This is a genomic window from Paraoerskovia marina DSM 21750, from assembly GCF_000701465.1.
Classification (GTDB): Bacteria; Actinomycetota; Actinomycetes; order Actinomycetales; family Cellulomonadaceae; genus Paraoerskovia; species Paraoerskovia marina.
On record NZ_KL370784.1, the window covers coordinates 59,619 to 74,882 of the forward strand.

Sequence of the window (15,264 nt, forward strand, 5' to 3'; positions counted from 1 at the left end):
GGTTGAGCTCGTCGAAACCCGGTCTCGACAGGCTCGACCAGCGGGGTCTCGACAGGCTACTTGCGGGAGGTCCTGCCCCGCAGCGCCCGGAACGCGATCGTGAAGCTGACCGCGCCCACGAGCAGGATCGCGGCAGCCCCCTGCCACAGGGCGGTGACGTCCCACCCGGTGCTGATCAACGAGCGGAGCGCGGCCAGCAGGTACGTCACGGGGTTGTAGTCGGCGATCGTCGCGAGCCAGCCGGTCAACGCCTCCTGCGGCAGGAACGTCGTCGTGAGGAACGCGAACGGGAAGAAGAGCAGAAAGCTGGAGTTCACCGCCGCAGGGTTTCCGGTGCGCAGTGCGATCGCGTAGGGGAACCCGGTGAACGCGAGCCCCCACGACCCGGCGAAGAGCAGGAAGACCAGGACGCCGACGACGCCCGCCTCGAACGTCACCCCGAGCGCGAACCCGAGGATCAGGACCGGGATCGAGAGGCCGATCACGAGCGCGAGGTCGGCGACCATCAGGCCGAGCAGCAGCGCGGTCCGGTGCACGGGAGAGACGAGGAGCCGGTCGAAGTACCCGTCGGTGATGTCGGTGACGAGAGCGCTCGCCCGGGACACGCCGGTGACGGCGAAGACGATCGCCACCGGGATCTGGAAGGCCTTGAAGTCCTCGACACCGGTCGCACCGGCGATGTCGCCGAGGGCGCCGACGTTCACGACGAAGAAGAACAGCGGGATGATCAGCGCCGGGATGATCGCCTCGGGCTCGCGCGGGATCTGCCGCAGCGCGCGGAGCGCGACAGAGCTCAGATCTCGCCAGAACCCTGCGGGGCGACCGACGATGCCGGTGGCCTCGGACTCGTCGCGTGCAGCCTGCTCGCGAGTGCTCATGACACGTCCTCCTGTTCCACGATCCGTTGCCCGGTCACGTCGAAGAACACGTCGTCGAGCGTCGGACGCCGCAGCGCGAGCTCGGTGACCTGCACCGACGCCTCGGACAGCGCGACCGCGATCGGGCTCAGCGACCGCGCGCCGTCCTCGACCGGCACCGTCAGCCGGGTGCCCTCCACCTGGATCTCGCCGGCGCCGTCGACCGCGTCGAGCGTGCGCCGCGCCCCGTCCACGTGGTCGTCCTCGACGTCGACAACCACCAGGTCCGAGCCGATCGACCGCTTGAGCTCGGCGGGCGGCCCCTCCGCGACGATCTTCCCGCCCGCGATGATCCCGACCCGGTCGGCGAGCTCGTCCGCCTCCTCGAGGTACTGCGTCGTGAGGAAGACCGTCATCCCGAGCTCGTCGTTGAGCCGCCTGACCTCCTCCCAGACCGCGACACGGCTGACCGGGTCGAGTCCCGTCGTCGGCTCGTCGAGGAAGAGCACCTGCGGGTTGTGGACCAGCGCCATCGCGAGGTCGAGCCGACGCCGCATGCCGCCCGAGTAGGTCGCGACCCGCTGGTCGAGGGCGTCACCGATGTCGATCAGACGGCGCAGGTCGGACAGCCGCTGATCGGTCTCGGCCTTGGTCAGACCGTAGAAGCGGCCCTGCAGCCGGAGCAGCTCGACACCCGTCTGCTTGTCGTCGAGCGCGGCCTCCTGGAGCGCGACACCGATCCGCAGCCGGACGGCAGTCGGTTCCTTGTCGACGTCGTGCCCCGCCACCGTCGCTCGCCCTTCGGTCGGCGCCAGGAGAGTGCAGAGCACGCGCGTCAGCGTCGACTTCCCGGCACCATTCGGCCCGAGGAATCCGTAGATCTCCCCCGCGTGCACCTCCAGGTCGACGGCGTCAAGCGCGACCTTGTCGCCGAATCTCTTCGTGATCCCGTCCGCGCGGATCGCTGGTCCGTCCATCTGCCACCTCCCGGCATGGGCGTGTCCGGTGACGCGCCGTCGTGCAGTCCGGGTCTCAGTGTGACGAGCGCCACCGACACTCGCGCGTCGGGTCTGGTCTCGACAGGCTCGACCAGCGCGGGTTGAGCTCGACCGACGCGGGTTGAGCTCGTCGAAACCCGGTCTCGACAGGCTCGACCAGCGCGGGTTGAGCTCGTCGAAACCCGGTCTCGACAGGCTCGACCAGCGCGGGTTGAGCTCGTCGAAACCCGGTCTCGACAGGCTCGACCAGCGGGGCCTCGACAGGCTCGACCAGCGTTCGGGAATAGCCTGTTCGCTCAGAGCACCCCCGCCGTCGGGCCTCGTGGGTGGCGAGCAACTTCCCGAGAGGGCAGCGTGGAGAAGGTTCCGAGGGCGCGCCACCAGCGCGTCCCCCACCGCTTCAAGGAGGACCCCATGGCGAAGATCGCTCTCATCGGCGCGCACGGCAAGGTCGGACAGCTCGCCATCCCCGAGCTCGTCGACCGCGGCCACGAGGTCAGCGGGATCATTCGCAGCGAGGACCAGTCGGAGTCGATCGAGAAACTCGGCGCGACACCTCTGGTGCTCGACGTCGCGGGCGCCTCGTTCGAGCGCATGGTCGAGGCCTTCCGTGGCCACGACGCCGTCGTGTGGTCCGCAGGAGCCGGCGGCAAGGGCGGTGCGGAGACGACGTACGCCGTCGACCGCGACGCCGCGATCCGCTCGATGGACGCGGCCAAGGGCGCGGGCGTCGGCCGGTACGTGATGGTGTCGTTCATCGGCGCGGTCCCGAACCACGGCGTCCCCGAGACGGACTCGTTCTACCCGTACACCGACGCCAAGGTGACAGCGGATCTGCACCTTCGTGACAGCGAGCTCGACTGGACGATCCTGGGCCCGGGCGCCCTGACCGAGGACGAGGCCACCGGCCAGATCGCCGTCTACGGCGAGGACTCGCAGCTGCCGGGCAACGACGAGATGGGCACCTCGCGCGGCAACGTCGCGCTGACGATCGCCGAGGCGCTGGCCTCACCCGCGAGCGTCGGCCAGTTCATCCGGTACACCGACGGTGGCACCCCGATCGGTGCGGCGCTGAGCCACTGACGGTCCGCGGGGCGTGCGGTCAGGCTCCGGCCGCCCACGCGCCCCGCAGCACGTCGAGCACCCGCTCGGCGCCCGCACGGTTCGCCGGTGCGGCGCCGAGCGTGTCCGTCCGGACGGTCTCCTCGACCCATCGGCGCACCGACTCCGGCACCGACGCGCAGAACTCCTCGACCTCGGCCGCCGAGGCGGTCATGAGCGCCCGCAGCACGCGCGCGTTCGGCACGTAGCCCGCCATCTGCGCGAGGGCGGCCATGTCGGCGACCGTGCGCACCGCGACCGCGTTGATGCGCGCCTCGATCGTCGGGTCGTCGCCGCCGGTGCTCAGCACGTAGAGGTGAATGATCCGGCCGGCACCGGCGGAGCGCAGGGCGTCGGTCATCGCGCGCTCGTGCGTCCCGGTGACGCGGACGTCGTCGAGCACGACGACGGTGCGCCCCCGGACGTCGTCGACGACCTCGAGGTCCGTGGCCCGGAGGGCGAGCCCGCGCTGCGCGTGGGACATCGCGGCGAAGTCCGACGGCGAGGCACGGCGGCGTCGGACGCGCACCGCGGCACGCGGCGGCGACGGGTACGGGTGCGACGCCCCGAGCTCGCCGAGGAACGGGGCGAGCAGGCTCGCGGCGGCCGGCGGCGCGACGTCGTACCCCGGCACGGCGACGAGGAAGCCCCGCGGGTCGCTCAGCAGGCGGGGGACGCGGGCCGCGAGGGACGCGAGGGCCGACGCGAGCTCGACGGCGACGAGCCCGTCGCCATATTTGAAGCGGCTGTAGGCCGCCAGGTCGACGACGCGGTGGCGGGCACGGACGACCGGGCGGCCCGCGGCGTCGGGCCGTACGGTCGCGAGCGTCAGGAACCCCGACGTCACGTCGCCGGGACCCGCTCGAGATCGGCGATCCCGTCGCGGTAGGACTCGACGAACGCGGGGCCGGTCGCGAGCGCGCCCGCGCGCATCTCCTCGACGAGGTCGGGCGTGCATTCCGCGAGGAACCTGCGACGCTCACTCCCGTCGGCACCGAGCACCCGCTTGAGCATCCGGATGGTCAGGTGCATCTCGCCCGCGCGTGCGAGCTCGGCCAGGTCGTCGAGCGATGCCGCCGCGGCGAGGTTGAGCCGCGACTCGATGCTCGGGTCCTGAGCCGCCGCACCGTCCATCACGGCGACGTAGGCGGCGACCTCCCGCCGTGGCCGGTCTCCTGCCGCCGCGAGCGCCGCGAAGATCGTGCGCTCGGCCGAGCCCGTCACCCGCACGTCGTCGACGACGACGACCTGCGCGCCGTCGAGCCGCTCACGCAGCGTGAAGCTGATCGAGGCCAGCTCGGCGGCCCGGTCGGCCGCGTCCGCCGTCGCGTAGTCCCGCGCCGTCACGGCGTCCTTGTGGACGTGCACGATCCGGCCGGGCGGGCGCCCACGGCGTGATCGCTCGTGGTCGACGACGTCGAGGGCGTGCCGGGCGAGGAACCAGCACGCCGGACGCACCGCGAGGTACGCGACGGGGAACACCACCTCCGCGGGGTCCTCGACAAGCTCGGGGACCTGCGTCAGGAGGTCCCGTCCGACGGCGGTGCCGAAGTCGCACAGGTCGGCCACGCTCCCGTGCTTCATCCGCGAGTACGCCGCGACGTCGAGGCCCGACGTCCACGGGTCGTGGTCGACGGTCCACGTGGCGACGCGACGGACCGTCGCTGTCACGCCGCGCCCTCCGCACGTGCGGCGACGAGGTTCTGCACGACCGCGTGGACCGACTCCGGCGAGTCGACGAGGCACGGGACGAGCCCGGCCGTGGTGGCGCCCGCGACGTCGGCCTCCGGGTTGTCCCCCACATGGAGGACGGTCGACGCCGGCACGCCGAGGGCGTCGACCGTCGCCCGGAAGATCGCCCGGTCGGGCTTGGCCCGACCGACCTCGTCCGAGAAGGTCGTGACGACGAACGGGTCGAGGAGACCCAGACGCGCGAGGACGCGGCGCATCGTCACGCCCGGGATCATGCCCGTGTTGCTGGTCACCGCGAGCGGGACCCACGCCGACAGCGCGGCGAGGCCCTGGGCAAGACCCGGATGCATCGCGCGCGGCGGGTGGGCCTCGACGAGGGCGTCCTGCGCCTCGAGCAGGCGACGCACGGTAGGGGCGTCCACCACGTCGCCCCTACCGGACGCGACCAGGGCCGCCCCGACGCGATGCCGCACGTCGAGGTCGACCCCGGTGCGTTCGCACTCACGGTCGGTACGACGGTCCGCCTCACGGAGCGTGGCGGCGAAGTCGTCCACCGGCCCCGTCAGCCCCAGCACCTCGTGGAACGCCGCCGCGCGGGCTCCCTTGAAGTCCGGGTTGCTGCGTACCAGCGTGAGCCAGATGTCGAAGCTCACCGCCCGGGGGACGTCGGTCCCGGGAAGGCCCGTGGACGCCTGCTCGCTCGTCACGGTCGGACGATCAGATCGCGCCCAGGGCGAGCGGCGCGAGCTGGTGCGCCGTCTTCGCGTGCCCCGGCGTGCCGATCGCGGTGAACTTCCAGCCGGTGGCCGAGCGCGAGACCCGGGCCATCACGAGGGCGGTGTGCGGACCGGACTCCGAGAGCCCGAACCGCGCCAGCTCGGCGTCGCCGGCGTCGGCGTTCACGGCACGCACGTAGGCGTTGTCGATCTCGGCGAAGCTGTCCCCGGAGTACGAGTTCACCGTGAAGACGACGTGCTCCACGCTCGGGGCGAGCGCCGAGAGGTTCACGACGATCGACTCGTCGTCGCCGTCGCCGGCACCCGTGAGGTTGTCGCCGGTGTGCTGGACGGACCCGTCCTTGGAGCGCAGCTGGCCGAAGAAGACGATGTCGAGGACGCGTCCCTCACCGATCAGGAGCGCCGAGGCGTCCAGGTCGATGTTGCGCTGGACCTGCTTGGTGCCACCGAACAGGGTCTTCTTCTCGACGACCTTCACGTCCCAGCCGAGGCCGAGCCGGACGGTGCGCAGGTCGGATCCGGTGTCGTTCTTCGTCAGATCGATCGTCTGACCCTTGGCGAGGCTGATAGCCATGTGGTTCTCCTGAGTTCTTGAAGGGGTGGTCGCGGTGCAGCGTCAGCGATCGGCGCCGACGGCGACCGGGCTGTCGTCGTGGTCACCGCCGGATCCGGCGGTGGGGTCCTCGTCCTGGTCGACGTCCGCGTCCTGATCGGCCGGCGGGGCAGTCGTCTCGTCGGCGGACGCGGCCTCGCGCCGGTTGACGACGACGGACGCGGTCCACGCGGTGACGATGAAGGCCAGGCCCGTGAGGCCGATGACCAGCTCGGGGATGTCGAACGCGAGCGTGAGGATCAGCAGGGTGGCGAGCGCGCCGATCGCCCAGTGCGCCCCGTGCTCGAGGTAGCGGTACTCGGCCAGGGTCCCGCGACGGACGAGGTAGACCGTCATGGACCGGACGAAGAGCGCCCCGACGCCGAGCCCGAGGGCGATGATGATCGGGTCCGGCGTGATCGCGAACGCCCCGATGACGCCGTCGAACGAGAACGTCGCGTCCAGGACCTCGAGGAACATGAACATCGAGAACGCCGCCTTGCCGGCCAGGCGGACCTGGGCACCGGCGCCCGACGCCGCACGGTCCAGCTCGGCGGCGCGCTTCTCCTCCTGCGCCTCCATCAACGAGGCGACCCCGTTGACGGACAGGTAGATCACCATGCCGAGCAGGCCCGAGAAGAGGACGGTGCCCCGCTCGGACTCGTCGACCAGCACGTCCGAGGCGACCAGGAGCACGACGCCCGCGACCACGACGGTGAGCACGTCGAGCTTGCCGAGCTTCTGCAGCGGACGCTCGATCCACGAGAGCCACGCGATCTCGCGCTCCGAGTCGAAGATGAAGTCGAGGAACAGCATGAACAGGAAGATCCCGCCGAACGCCGCGATGCTCGTGTGCGCCTGCTCGAGGATGTACCCGTAGGTGCCCGGCTCGTGCGGGTCACCCTTCTCCATCGCGAGCGTGACTGCCTCCACCGGCGTGATCCCCCCGCTGACGCAGACGATCACGAACGGGAAGATCAGCCGCATGCCGAAGACGGCGATGAGGATGCCGACGGTGAGGAACATCTTCTGCCAGAAGTCGTTCATCCTGGTCAGGTACTTCGCGTTCACCGCCGCGTTGTCGAACGAGAACACGATCTCGACGACGATCAGGATCGAGGCGAGCCAGACGGCCGCCCAGCCCTGGTACACGAACGCGATGACCAGCGCTGCGACGAGGACGATGATGTCCCACTTGAAATGTCTGACGGTGTCCATGCGAGATGCTCCTCAGTGTGTGGTCGGCGTCAGCCGACGCCGATGCCGAAGTCGGTGACGACGCCGGCGAGACCCGTCGTGTAGCCCTGGCCGATCGCCCGGAACTTCCAGCCCGACTCGTGGCGGTAGAGCTCGCCGAAGACCAGCGCGGTCTCCATGGCGGCGTCCTCGCCGAGGTCGAAGCGGACGCTCGAGTCCCCGTTCGCGGGGTCGTCCCCGTCGACGACACGGATGTACGCGCCCGAGACCTGCCCGAAGGTCTGCCCGCGCTCGTCGGCGGACTCGATGCTCGCGACGAAGACGATCCGGGCGGCGTCGGGCGAGAGGCCGCCGAGGTCGACGTTCAGCTGCTCGTCGTCGCCGTCACCGGCTCCCGTGCGGTTGTCCCCCGCGTGGACGACGCAGCCCGACGGGTCACGAAGGTTGTTGTAGAAGACGAAGTGCGCGTCCGAGAGCACCTTGCCGTCGGCGCCGAGGACGAGCGCGGAGGCGTCGAGGTCGAACGGTGCGCCGTCCGTCGTCCGGATGTCCCAGCCGAGTCCGACGACGGCCCGGGACATCCCGGGCGCGACCTTGGCGAGCGAGACGTTGGCACCCTTGCTGAGGTTGACGACCATCGTGATCAGCCCGCCTGCAGGCCGTAGTCGGCGATGACGCCGGCCAGACCGCTCGAGTAGCCCTGCCCGATCGCGCGGAACTTCCAGTCCGTGCCGTGGCGGTAGAGCTCGCCGAAGACCAGCGCGGTCTCCATGGACGCGTCCTCGCCCAGGTCGTACGTGACAACCTTGGAGAGGTCGTGCGGGTAGTCGCCGTCGTAGACGCGCACGTAGGCGTCGGCGACCTGTCCGAAGTTCTGCCCGCGAGCCGCGGCGTCGTGGATCGAGGCGAGGATGACGATGCGCTGCACCTGCGCGGGGATGCCGGGCAGGTCGACGTTGATGGTCTCGTCGTCACCGTCACCGGCGCCCGTGAGGTTGTCGCCCTGGTGCACGACGCTCCCAGAGGGGTCCTGCAGGTTGTGGTAGAAGACGAAGTGCCCGTCCGAGAGCGCCTTGCCGTCCGCGCCCAGGAGGATCGCGGAGGCGTCGAGGTCGAACGGCGCACCGTCCGTCGTGCGGGGGTCCCAGCCGAGCCCGACGCATGCGTGCGTCATACCGGGGGCGACCTTCTCCAGCGAGATGTTCCCGCCCTTGGCCAGCGTGATAGCCATCATCGTCCTTTCGTCATGTGTGATGAACCGTTCAGCCTGCGACGGGGGTCGCAGGGTCCTGCCAGGAGATGCGGTCGAACCCGTGGGCGCGGGCGACGCCGCGAAGACCGTCGTCGACCCGCCGCCCCTGCGCGCGCAGCACCAGTCCGCCACGGGTCCGGGTGCCGAGCAGCACCACCGCGGTCTCGCCACCGCCGGTGGCACGGACCGGGATCTCGACGCGGGCACCGTCGAAGGTCGAGATCGCGACGACACCCTCGTCCCGGGCGCCCGTCAGCGCGAGCGCGAAGCGCCGGAGCGCCGGACCTGCACCGAGGTCGACGGCCACGCTCGTGCCGTTCAGGGTCACGACGGGGCGCGACGCCGACGGAGCGTGGCCCGGCAGCGGGCCGACGACGACCGCGTGGGTCCGTGCGTCTCCGTCGCTCGTCTCGACGAAGACCGCCGCGCGGACGGCGTCGGGCGCGTGGACCTCGACGGCCAGGCTGCCCGTGGCCGCCTGGACCCGGTCGAGCTGCACCACCGGGTCGGCCGGCCCGAGCTGCCGGAACGAGCCCGGCTCGAGGACGGGGACCTGGGTGAGCAGCGTCGGCGCCGGGCGTCGGGACGCACGACGGCGGTCGGGTGCGGTCGGCGGGGCGACCGGTGCGGGGACGTGCGCGGCTGCCGATGCGACGGGGGACGGCGCAACGGGTGCCGGGGTGGCCCGGGGCCGCCGTCGGACGCGCAGGAAGGCCGAGGTGTCGGTCAAGACGTCAGCCCGAACTCGTCGGTGACGCCGCGCAGGCCTGCCGAGTACCCCTGCCCGACCACCTTGAACTTCCAGTGCTCGCGGTGGCGGTAGACCTCGCCGAGCAGCACGGCAGTCTCGGTGCCGAACGACGCCGCAAGGTTCTCCGAGGAGGCGAGCGGCCGCCCGGACTCCGCGTCGAGGACGCGCACCCGGCACGTGGAGAGCTGGCCGAGCGTCCGACGTCGTGGGCTGCCCTCGTTCACGTACAGCACGAAGACGACCTTGCTGACCGTGTCCGGGACGTCCGCGAGGAAGACCTCGACCTGCTCGACGTCGTGCCCCAGCGCGGAGTCGAGGGCCGCGACCGAGAGGTCGGACGACGTCATCTGGTTCCAGAAGACCAGGCTCTCGCGACCCACGGCGCGACCGTCGGCGCCGCAGAGCACCGCCGCGAGCGTCAGGCTCTCGGCCAGCGCCGGCTCCAGCGTGCGATCCCACTCGACGCCAACCGCGACCGCGGACAGCCCGGGGTTCTCCTTGGTCAGCGAGACGTTGCCGCCCCGGGCGATTCCACCGGTACTCACAGGTCACTCCCCGTAAATCGTGTCTCCAGGAAGATCCCCTGAGCCTCGAGCGCCCGCAGGTCGTCGTCGACGACGGCCTCGACGAGCTCCTCCGCGGCGCCGTACAGGACTTCCAGCTGGTCGACGAGGCGCGCGTCGTGCGCGTCGTCGTGGTCGTGGCGCACGACGGCGAGGTGCCGGCTCACCGAGGTCGGCAGGTAGTCACCGGCCATGCCGCGGACGGCCACCCGCACCTCGGTCCGGATCTCGTCCCGTGCGAGGACGACGCGCAGCCGGTCCGTGACGCGCCGGGCGAGCACGACGGCGTCCGCGGGGAGCGTGCCCGCGGCCGCCTCGACCTGGGCGTCCGCCCGGTCGACCATCTGGGCCAGCTCGGCGCGCTCGTCCAGGACGGGCTCGACGGCCGCCGAGACAGCACTCGTCGCGCGGCCGAAGATCCGGCCGAACAGTCGTTCAGACATCGGGTCGGGTCAGACCACGTCTGCCTGGCGGGTCCGCTCCACGTACGGACGTGCGCGCTCGACCTGCTGCTCGAGCTGCCCGATGGTGGTCGCCATGGTCTCGGTCGCCTGGGCGCGGAAGGTGTCGATGGCGTCCATGGTCGCGAAGACGTTCTCGAACGCGGCCTCGAGCTTCTGCACCTCGAGCGTGCTGGTGGCGGCCTGCTGCTGGATCTCGGCCCCCTGCTGGCGGAGCTGGCGCGAGGTCGACTCGATCAGGTCCGAGGTGGTCGAGTTCAGCGCGTTGATCTGGTCGAGCACCAGCTTCTGCTGCCCGAGGGCCTGCGAGACGATCACCGCGGTCCGCAGGGCGGCCACCGTGGTGTTCTGCGCGCGGTCGACGCCGCGGACGAGCTCGAGGTTGTTCTTGCGGATCAGGTCCATCGCGAGGTAGCCCTGGACCGAGACCGCCATCTGCGTCATCACGTCCTGGCTCCGCTGGCGGACGGCGAAGAGCACGTCCGAGCGCATCGCGTCGGCCTTCTCCTGCTGGCCGGAGACCTCGAGCTCGGCGATCTTCTCCTCGACGACCGTGTCGAGGACGTCGAGCTCGGCCTTGATCTCGCCGAGACGACCCATGGTCTCCCACAGGCGGTTGCGCTCGACGTCGATCGCGGCGTTGTCCTTGCGCAGCTCGTCCTGCCCGGAGGACAGCGAGCGGATGATCGAGTCCAGGTGCGACTGGGCGGACTGGTAGCGCGCGAAGTACCGGTCGACCTTGTTGCCGCCGGGCAGCCACTTCAGGACCTTCTTCACGCCGACGAGGTCGGCCCGGTTCGGGTCGAGCTCCGTGACGGTGTTGCGCAGGTCGACGAGCGTCCGGCCGACCTTGCCCTGCGGGCTCGACGCGGAGGCCTGGGCCGCCGGGCGCTCGAGCATGCGGTTCGAGGCCTGGGCGGACGTCCGCAGCTCCTTGGCCCCGAGCGCGCCGATGCCGTCGACGCGACGCGAGAAGTCCGGGGACTTCTCGTCCACCGAGACGAGCTCCGCGACGAGCACCTCGGCCTTGCGGCGGGCCTCGGTCTGCTTCTCCAGCGCGACCGGGCTCTGGGCCGCGACCGTGGACACGGCCTGCTCCGGAGTGACGACGGGAGGGGCCGCGGGGGCCTCGAGGATCAGGGGTGCCGCGGATGCGGTCGGCGTCGACATTGAACTTCTGCTCCGTCTTTTCGGCAATACGATTCTTGGCCGTCCTGACGATATGCGTTACCGCTTATAGACGGAGAAGTGACCGTATGACGGACACGCGAAGATCGACCCTTTCAGTCCGTGCTATCGGTTCGACCGAATATACCGGTTTGCACCTTTCCCATGCCGGGTACGACGACGCCCCGGCACCTTCTCGACGGAAGGTGCCGGGGCGTCGTCGTGCGGGATCAGGCCAGGCGGCGGAACGCCAGCACACCGGCTCCGACCGTCAGGAGCCCGAGCGCGACGAGTCCGAGCAGTGCGAGATCCGCACCGGTCTCGGCCAGCCCGCCCTCGTCCGTCACCTCAGCGGCGACGTCCGACCCCTCGGGCGACGGGATCGAGGTGCCGAGCACCTCGGAGTCCGGGGTCTCGGACGCCTCGGACGCCTCGGGCTCGCCCTCGGTCGACGGCGCCGTGGTGTCGGGGTCCGTGGGCTCCGTCGTCTCGGCCCCTGTCTCCGTGACCGGCGGTGCCGCTGCGCAGTCAGGCGTCGCCGGCGGGTAGGAGAGGTCGACCGAGATCTCCGGGTTGACCTCGAGCGTCGCCGTGATGTCCCCCCGGGTCCACGCGAAGTTCCCGTCGGTCTCGACCCACGAGCCGTCCTCGGTCTGCGCCCAGCCCGGCCACCCGGTCGGCGTCTCGCCGTCCTCGGCGACCGAGGCACCGGGCCACAGCACCTTGCCCGAGAGCGTGCCGTCCGCACCGAGCTCGCCGAGCTCGACGGTCGACGTCTCGGTGCCGTCCGTCAGGACGATGCGTGCCGCGGTACCCGTCGACTGACCGTCCGGGTCCGTCAGGGTGACGTCGTAGAAGATCCACGGCGCGTCCTTCAGGCACTCGCCGGTGGCGACCGACCCGGTCAGAGCCGGCTCCTGCGGGGCGGGGCACGCCTCGAGCGAGTCGGTGAACGTCCAGGTCCAGGCGTCTGCCGCCTGCCCCTCACCCTCCGCCAGGACGAACCCGGGGTTCGGGAGCGCGGTGACGACGACGCCGTCCGCCGTGGTCTGCGTGCTGTACGTGACGCCCTCGACCTCGGGCAGCGTGGCCGTGATGTTCACGTCCGTGCCGCACTGGTCCTCGACGGTCGGCTCGACCGGCTCGACGACGACGGGCGCGGGCGGGCACTCGACCCCCGCCTCACCCAGGTCCACCGGCCAGGTGACCGTGGAGCCACCCTCGACGTCGGCGTTCTCCAGGATGTGCGCGGCTCCGTCGACGACGGCCGTGACGATCCACGCGCCGTCGACCTGGTCGGCCGAGTAGCTGACGCCGTCGATCTGCGGGAAGGAGATCCCGTCGGCGCCGAGACCGCACTGCTGGTCGACGACCGGAGGCGTCGCCGTCACGCAGTCACGGGTGTCCCGCTCGAACGTGAACCACTTGACCGACTCGTCGTTGGCCGAGTGGTTCGACAGGGCGTAGCCGTCCTGAACCGTGGCCTTGACCCGCCAGTCGCCCGACGGCGCGACCCATGCCTCGTACGAGACACCGTCGACCTCGGGGAGGACGACCTCGTCACCCTCGGTCCCGCACTGGTCGACGACGGTCGGGGTGGCCGCGGTGACCTCGATCGGCTCCCAGCAGTCGGCCGCCTCGTCGATGGTGAACGCGTAGGTCGCCTTGCCCGAGGGGCTCAGCTCCCACCCGTCACCGAGGTTCCCGTCGAACGAGAAGTCGGCCTCCGGCGTCGCGATCACGAGATAGTCACCGGCGGCGAGCGCACCCAGGTCGCCAGGCTTGCCGTTGTTCACGTCCGTGCCGTTGAAGACGTAGACCGACTTCACACCGTCGAGCTCGGGGACGGAGACCGACCCGGCCGTGACGGACTGACCGAACAACTCACCCGGGACGGCCTCGCACTGCGCCTGCGCGACCTCGACCGCGGGGGTCGCGTCGCAGAGCTCGAACGAGTCGCCCTTGGTCCACTGCCACGAGTCGGGGTTCTTCGTGTCGCTCGGCTTGTCGGTGAGGATGTAGCCCTCGTCCGGCGTCGCGACGACCTTCAGGCCGTTCTTGGTCTCGGTGACCTCGTAGGAGATCCCCTCGACCGGCGTCGTGGTGGCCGACAGGTTCATCGACGCACCGCACTGGTCGTCCCACTCCGGGGTGACCGGCGTGACCTCGAGGGGCTCCCAGCAGTCGGCAGCCTCGTCGATGGTGAAGGCGAACGTCGCCTTGCCCGAGGGACTGAGCTTCCAGCCCTCGGCGAGCGCACCGTCGAACGTGAAGCCGTTGGCCGGCGTCGCGATCACGTTGTACGCACCCGGGGCCAGAGCACCGAGGTCGTCCGGCTTGCCGGTGCTGACGTCGGTGCCGTTGAACACGTAGACGGACCGGATGCCGACGAGCGACGTGACCTGGACCGACCCGTCGGTCACGTCCTGCCCGAACAACTCACCGGGGACGGCGGTGCAGACAGGCTGCACGACGTCGACCGACGGCGTCGCGGGCAGCGGCTCCCAGCAGTCGGCGGGCTGCTCGACCGTGAGGGTGTAGGTCGCCTTGCCGGACGAGCTGAGCTTCCAGCCGTCCGTCAGCGCGCCGTCGAACGTGTGCCCCGCCGCAGGCGTGGCGATCACGAAGTACTGACCCGGCTCCAGCTCCGACCAGCTCGACGGCTTGCCGTTGCTCGTGTCCGTGCCGTTGAAGACGTGGATCGACGAGATGCCCTCGTTCTTGGTGAACGAGACCGCGCCGTCGGAGAACTCCTGACCGAACAGCTCACCCGGGACGGCCGTGCAGACCGGCTGCGTGAGCTCGAGCGCGGGCGTGACCGGCTCGAGCACGGGCTCGGGCGCGGCGAACGTGAAGGTGTGGCAGTTGAACGTCATCGACGAGATGACCCCGTCACCGGCCGGACCGGTGCCGAGCGAGTACCCGACGTAGCGGACGTTCGCGTCCGGGTACAGGGCGAGCCACTCGTCGAGCGTGCCGTAGCCGCTGGAGCTTCCACTGAAGTAGGTGCTCTCGACGGGCGCGTCGAACGTCGTCTTGGTGAACCACCACTGGTCAGCGCGGGTCGGGTAGTTGTACGCCTCATTGACCAGGACGCCGTCCCACTTGTCGTCGCCGTTCAGGTCGACACCCATCTGGAGCCCGGGCGCCGTACCGGTCCCGGTCCACTCCATCGACGGAGCACCGGCGACCGCGAGGTCGAACGAGAGACCGTTGTAGCCGACAGCCTTGCCGCCCTGAGGGTTGTGAACCTCAAGACCGGCGGTCGTGACCTCGGACGAGCCGCCCGAGTGGCTCTCCGACGTGTCCCAGTCCGTCAGGTCCGCGAACGTGACCGTCTCGAAGGACTCGCACTGCTGGACGACCGGGACCTCGGGGTAGGAGCACGGCTGGGTCTCGTTCGTCGAGAACGTGCCCTTCTTGCCACCGTCCCAGAAGATCGAGACACCAGCAGCCGGCGACGTCAACGCGTGATACGTCCGGTCACCATCAGCAGGCATCGTGCCCTCCAGCAGCGCCGGACCGTTGCCCACACGCATCTGCCAGGCCGTCTCGACCGACGAATCCTGAATCACCTGAACGACGTAGTCACCAGCAGCGAACTCCTGACCACCCGGCACGTTCTCCACCGGACCGTCCTGCGTCGCCAAGCACACAAATCCAGCATTCAGCTTCGGGGCGACCACCGGTTCGGGGTAGGAGCACGGCTGGGTCTCGTTCGTCGAGAACGTGCCCTTGCTTCCACCGTCCCAGTGAATCTTCACGCCATCGACGGCCGACTTCAACGCGTGATACGTCCGGTCACCATCGGCCGGCATCGTGCCCGTGAGCAGCGGCGTCTGGTTCCCGACGCGCAGCTGCCAGTCCGTCTCGACCGACGACTGCTGAATCACCTG

The 15,264-nt window shown here is 70.5% G+C and carries 15 protein-coding genes; 1 reads left to right on the top strand and 14 read right to left on the bottom strand.

Annotated features, from left to right (window positions below):
* Positions 1-56: 56 nt before the first annotated feature.
* Both Q343_RS14260 and Q343_RS0113575 read right to left on the bottom strand, forming a co-directional pair.
* Entirely contained in the window at positions 57-878 is an 822-nt protein-coding gene (locus Q343_RS14260) for an ABC transporter permease (protein ID WP_052367261.1), read from the bottom strand.
* On the bottom strand, positions 875-1,834 hold the full coding sequence (locus Q343_RS0113575; RefSeq protein ID WP_029254104.1) for a daunorubicin resistance protein DrrA family ABC transporter ATP-binding protein: 960 nt from the start codon (positions 1,832-1,834) through the stop codon (positions 875-877). The genes Q343_RS14260 and Q343_RS0113575 overlap by 4 nt, the downstream gene beginning before the upstream one ends.
* 435 nt (positions 1,835-2,269) lie before the next feature.
* Here Q343_RS0113575 and Q343_RS0113580 point away from each other — a divergent pair, with 435 nt between their 5' ends.
* Positions 2,270-2,938: an SDR family oxidoreductase gene (locus Q343_RS0113580; RefSeq protein WP_029254105.1), complete on the top strand. Its 669-nt coding sequence runs from the start codon at positions 2,270-2,272 to the stop codon at positions 2,936-2,938.
* A gap of 19 nt (positions 2,939-2,957) precedes the next feature.
* Here the strand turns inward: Q343_RS0113580 and Q343_RS0113585 are convergent, their stop codons facing one another.
* From Q343_RS0113585 to Q343_RS14710, 12 genes are all read right to left on the bottom strand, one after another.
* Complete coding sequence (locus Q343_RS0113585) at positions 2,958-3,803, bottom strand: phosphoribosyltransferase family protein (protein ID WP_029254106.1); 846 nt, start codon at positions 3,801-3,803, stop codon at positions 2,958-2,960.
* A complete protein-coding gene (locus tag Q343_RS14700; RefSeq protein WP_029254107.1) occupies positions 3,800-4,627 on the bottom strand; it encodes a phosphoribosyltransferase family protein in 828 nt (275 codons plus the stop codon). Before Q343_RS14700 ends, Q343_RS0113585 begins: the two co-directional genes overlap by 4 nt.
* A complete protein-coding gene (locus Q343_RS14705) occupies positions 4,624-5,355 on the bottom strand; it encodes an HAD family hydrolase (protein ID WP_029254108.1) in 732 nt (243 codons plus the stop codon). Before Q343_RS14705 ends, Q343_RS14700 begins: the two co-directional genes overlap by 4 nt.
* Before the next feature lie 10 nt (positions 5,356-5,365).
* A complete protein-coding gene (locus Q343_RS0113600) occupies positions 5,366-5,959 on the bottom strand; it encodes a TerD family protein (protein WP_029254109.1) in 594 nt (197 codons plus the stop codon).
* A gap of 42 nt (positions 5,960-6,001) precedes the next feature.
* On the bottom strand, positions 6,002-7,195 hold the full coding sequence (locus Q343_RS0113605; RefSeq protein ID WP_052367262.1) for a DUF475 domain-containing protein: 1,194 nt from the start codon (positions 7,193-7,195) through the stop codon (positions 6,002-6,004).
* 29 nt (positions 7,196-7,224) lie between these two features.
* Positions 7,225-7,812, bottom strand: coding sequence for a TerD family protein (locus tag Q343_RS0113610; RefSeq protein ID WP_029254111.1), 588 nt, complete (start codon positions 7,810-7,812; stop codon positions 7,225-7,227).
* Positions 7,813-7,817: 5 nt separating this feature from the next.
* Positions 7,818-8,405 (bottom strand): TerD family protein, encoded by a 588-nt coding sequence (locus tag Q343_RS0113615; protein WP_029254112.1) that lies wholly within the window; start codon positions 8,403-8,405, stop codon positions 7,818-7,820.
* 31 nt (positions 8,406-8,436) lie between these two features.
* The gene (locus tag Q343_RS0113620) at positions 8,437-9,156 is read right to left on the bottom strand and encodes a hypothetical protein (RefSeq protein WP_029254113.1); all 720 of its coding nucleotides are present in this window, start codon (positions 9,154-9,156) and stop codon (positions 8,437-8,439) included.
* Entirely contained in the window at positions 9,153-9,722 is a 570-nt protein-coding gene (locus Q343_RS0113625; protein WP_029254114.1) for a TerD family protein, read from the bottom strand. Before Q343_RS0113625 ends, Q343_RS0113620 begins: the two co-directional genes overlap by 4 nt.
* Positions 9,719-10,183: a hypothetical protein gene (locus Q343_RS0113630; protein ID WP_029254115.1), complete on the bottom strand. Its 465-nt coding sequence runs from the start codon at positions 10,181-10,183 to the stop codon at positions 9,719-9,721. The genes Q343_RS0113625 and Q343_RS0113630 overlap by 4 nt, the downstream gene beginning before the upstream one ends.
* Positions 10,184-10,192: 9 nt before the next feature.
* A complete protein-coding gene (locus tag Q343_RS0113635) occupies positions 10,193-11,371 on the bottom strand; it encodes a toxic anion resistance protein (RefSeq protein ID WP_029254116.1) in 1,179 nt (392 codons plus the stop codon).
* Positions 11,372-11,598: 227 nt separating this feature from the next.
* A partial coding sequence (locus Q343_RS14710) for a hypothetical protein (protein WP_162175496.1) occupies positions 11,599-15,264 on the bottom strand: 3,666 nt, incomplete at its 5' end.

Bases quoted from the DNA above. Each gene is read 5' to 3' on its own strand.
- Q343_RS14260 (WP_052367261.1), bottom strand. From the start codon at position 878: ATGAGCACTCGCGAGCAGGCTGCACGCGACGAGTCCGAGGCCACCGGC.
- Q343_RS0113575 (WP_029254104.1), bottom strand. From the start codon at position 1,834: ATGGACGGACCAGCGATCCGCGCGGACGGGATCACGAAGAGATTCGGC.
- Q343_RS0113580 (WP_029254105.1), top strand. From the start codon at position 2,270: ATGGCGAAGATCGCTCTCATCGGCGCGCACGGCAAGGTCGGACAGCTC.
- Q343_RS0113600 (WP_029254109.1), bottom strand. From the start codon at position 5,959: ATGGCTATCAGCCTCGCCAAGGGTCAGACGATCGATCTGACGAAGAAC.
- Q343_RS0113605 (WP_052367262.1), bottom strand. From the start codon at position 7,195: ATGGACACCGTCAGACATTTCAAGTGGGACATCATCGTCCTCGTCGCA.
- Q343_RS0113610 (WP_029254111.1), bottom strand. From the start codon at position 7,812: ATGGTCGTCAACCTCAGCAAGGGTGCCAACGTCTCGCTCGCCAAGGTC.
- Q343_RS0113615 (WP_029254112.1), bottom strand. From the start codon at position 8,405: ATGGCTATCACGCTGGCCAAGGGCGGGAACATCTCGCTGGAGAAGGTC.
- Q343_RS0113630 (WP_029254115.1), bottom strand. From the start codon at position 10,183: ATGTCTGAACGACTGTTCGGCCGGATCTTCGGCCGCGCGACGAGTGCT.
- Q343_RS0113635 (WP_029254116.1), bottom strand. From the start codon at position 11,371: ATGTCGACGCCGACCGCATCCGCGGCACCCCTGATCCTCGAGGCCCCC.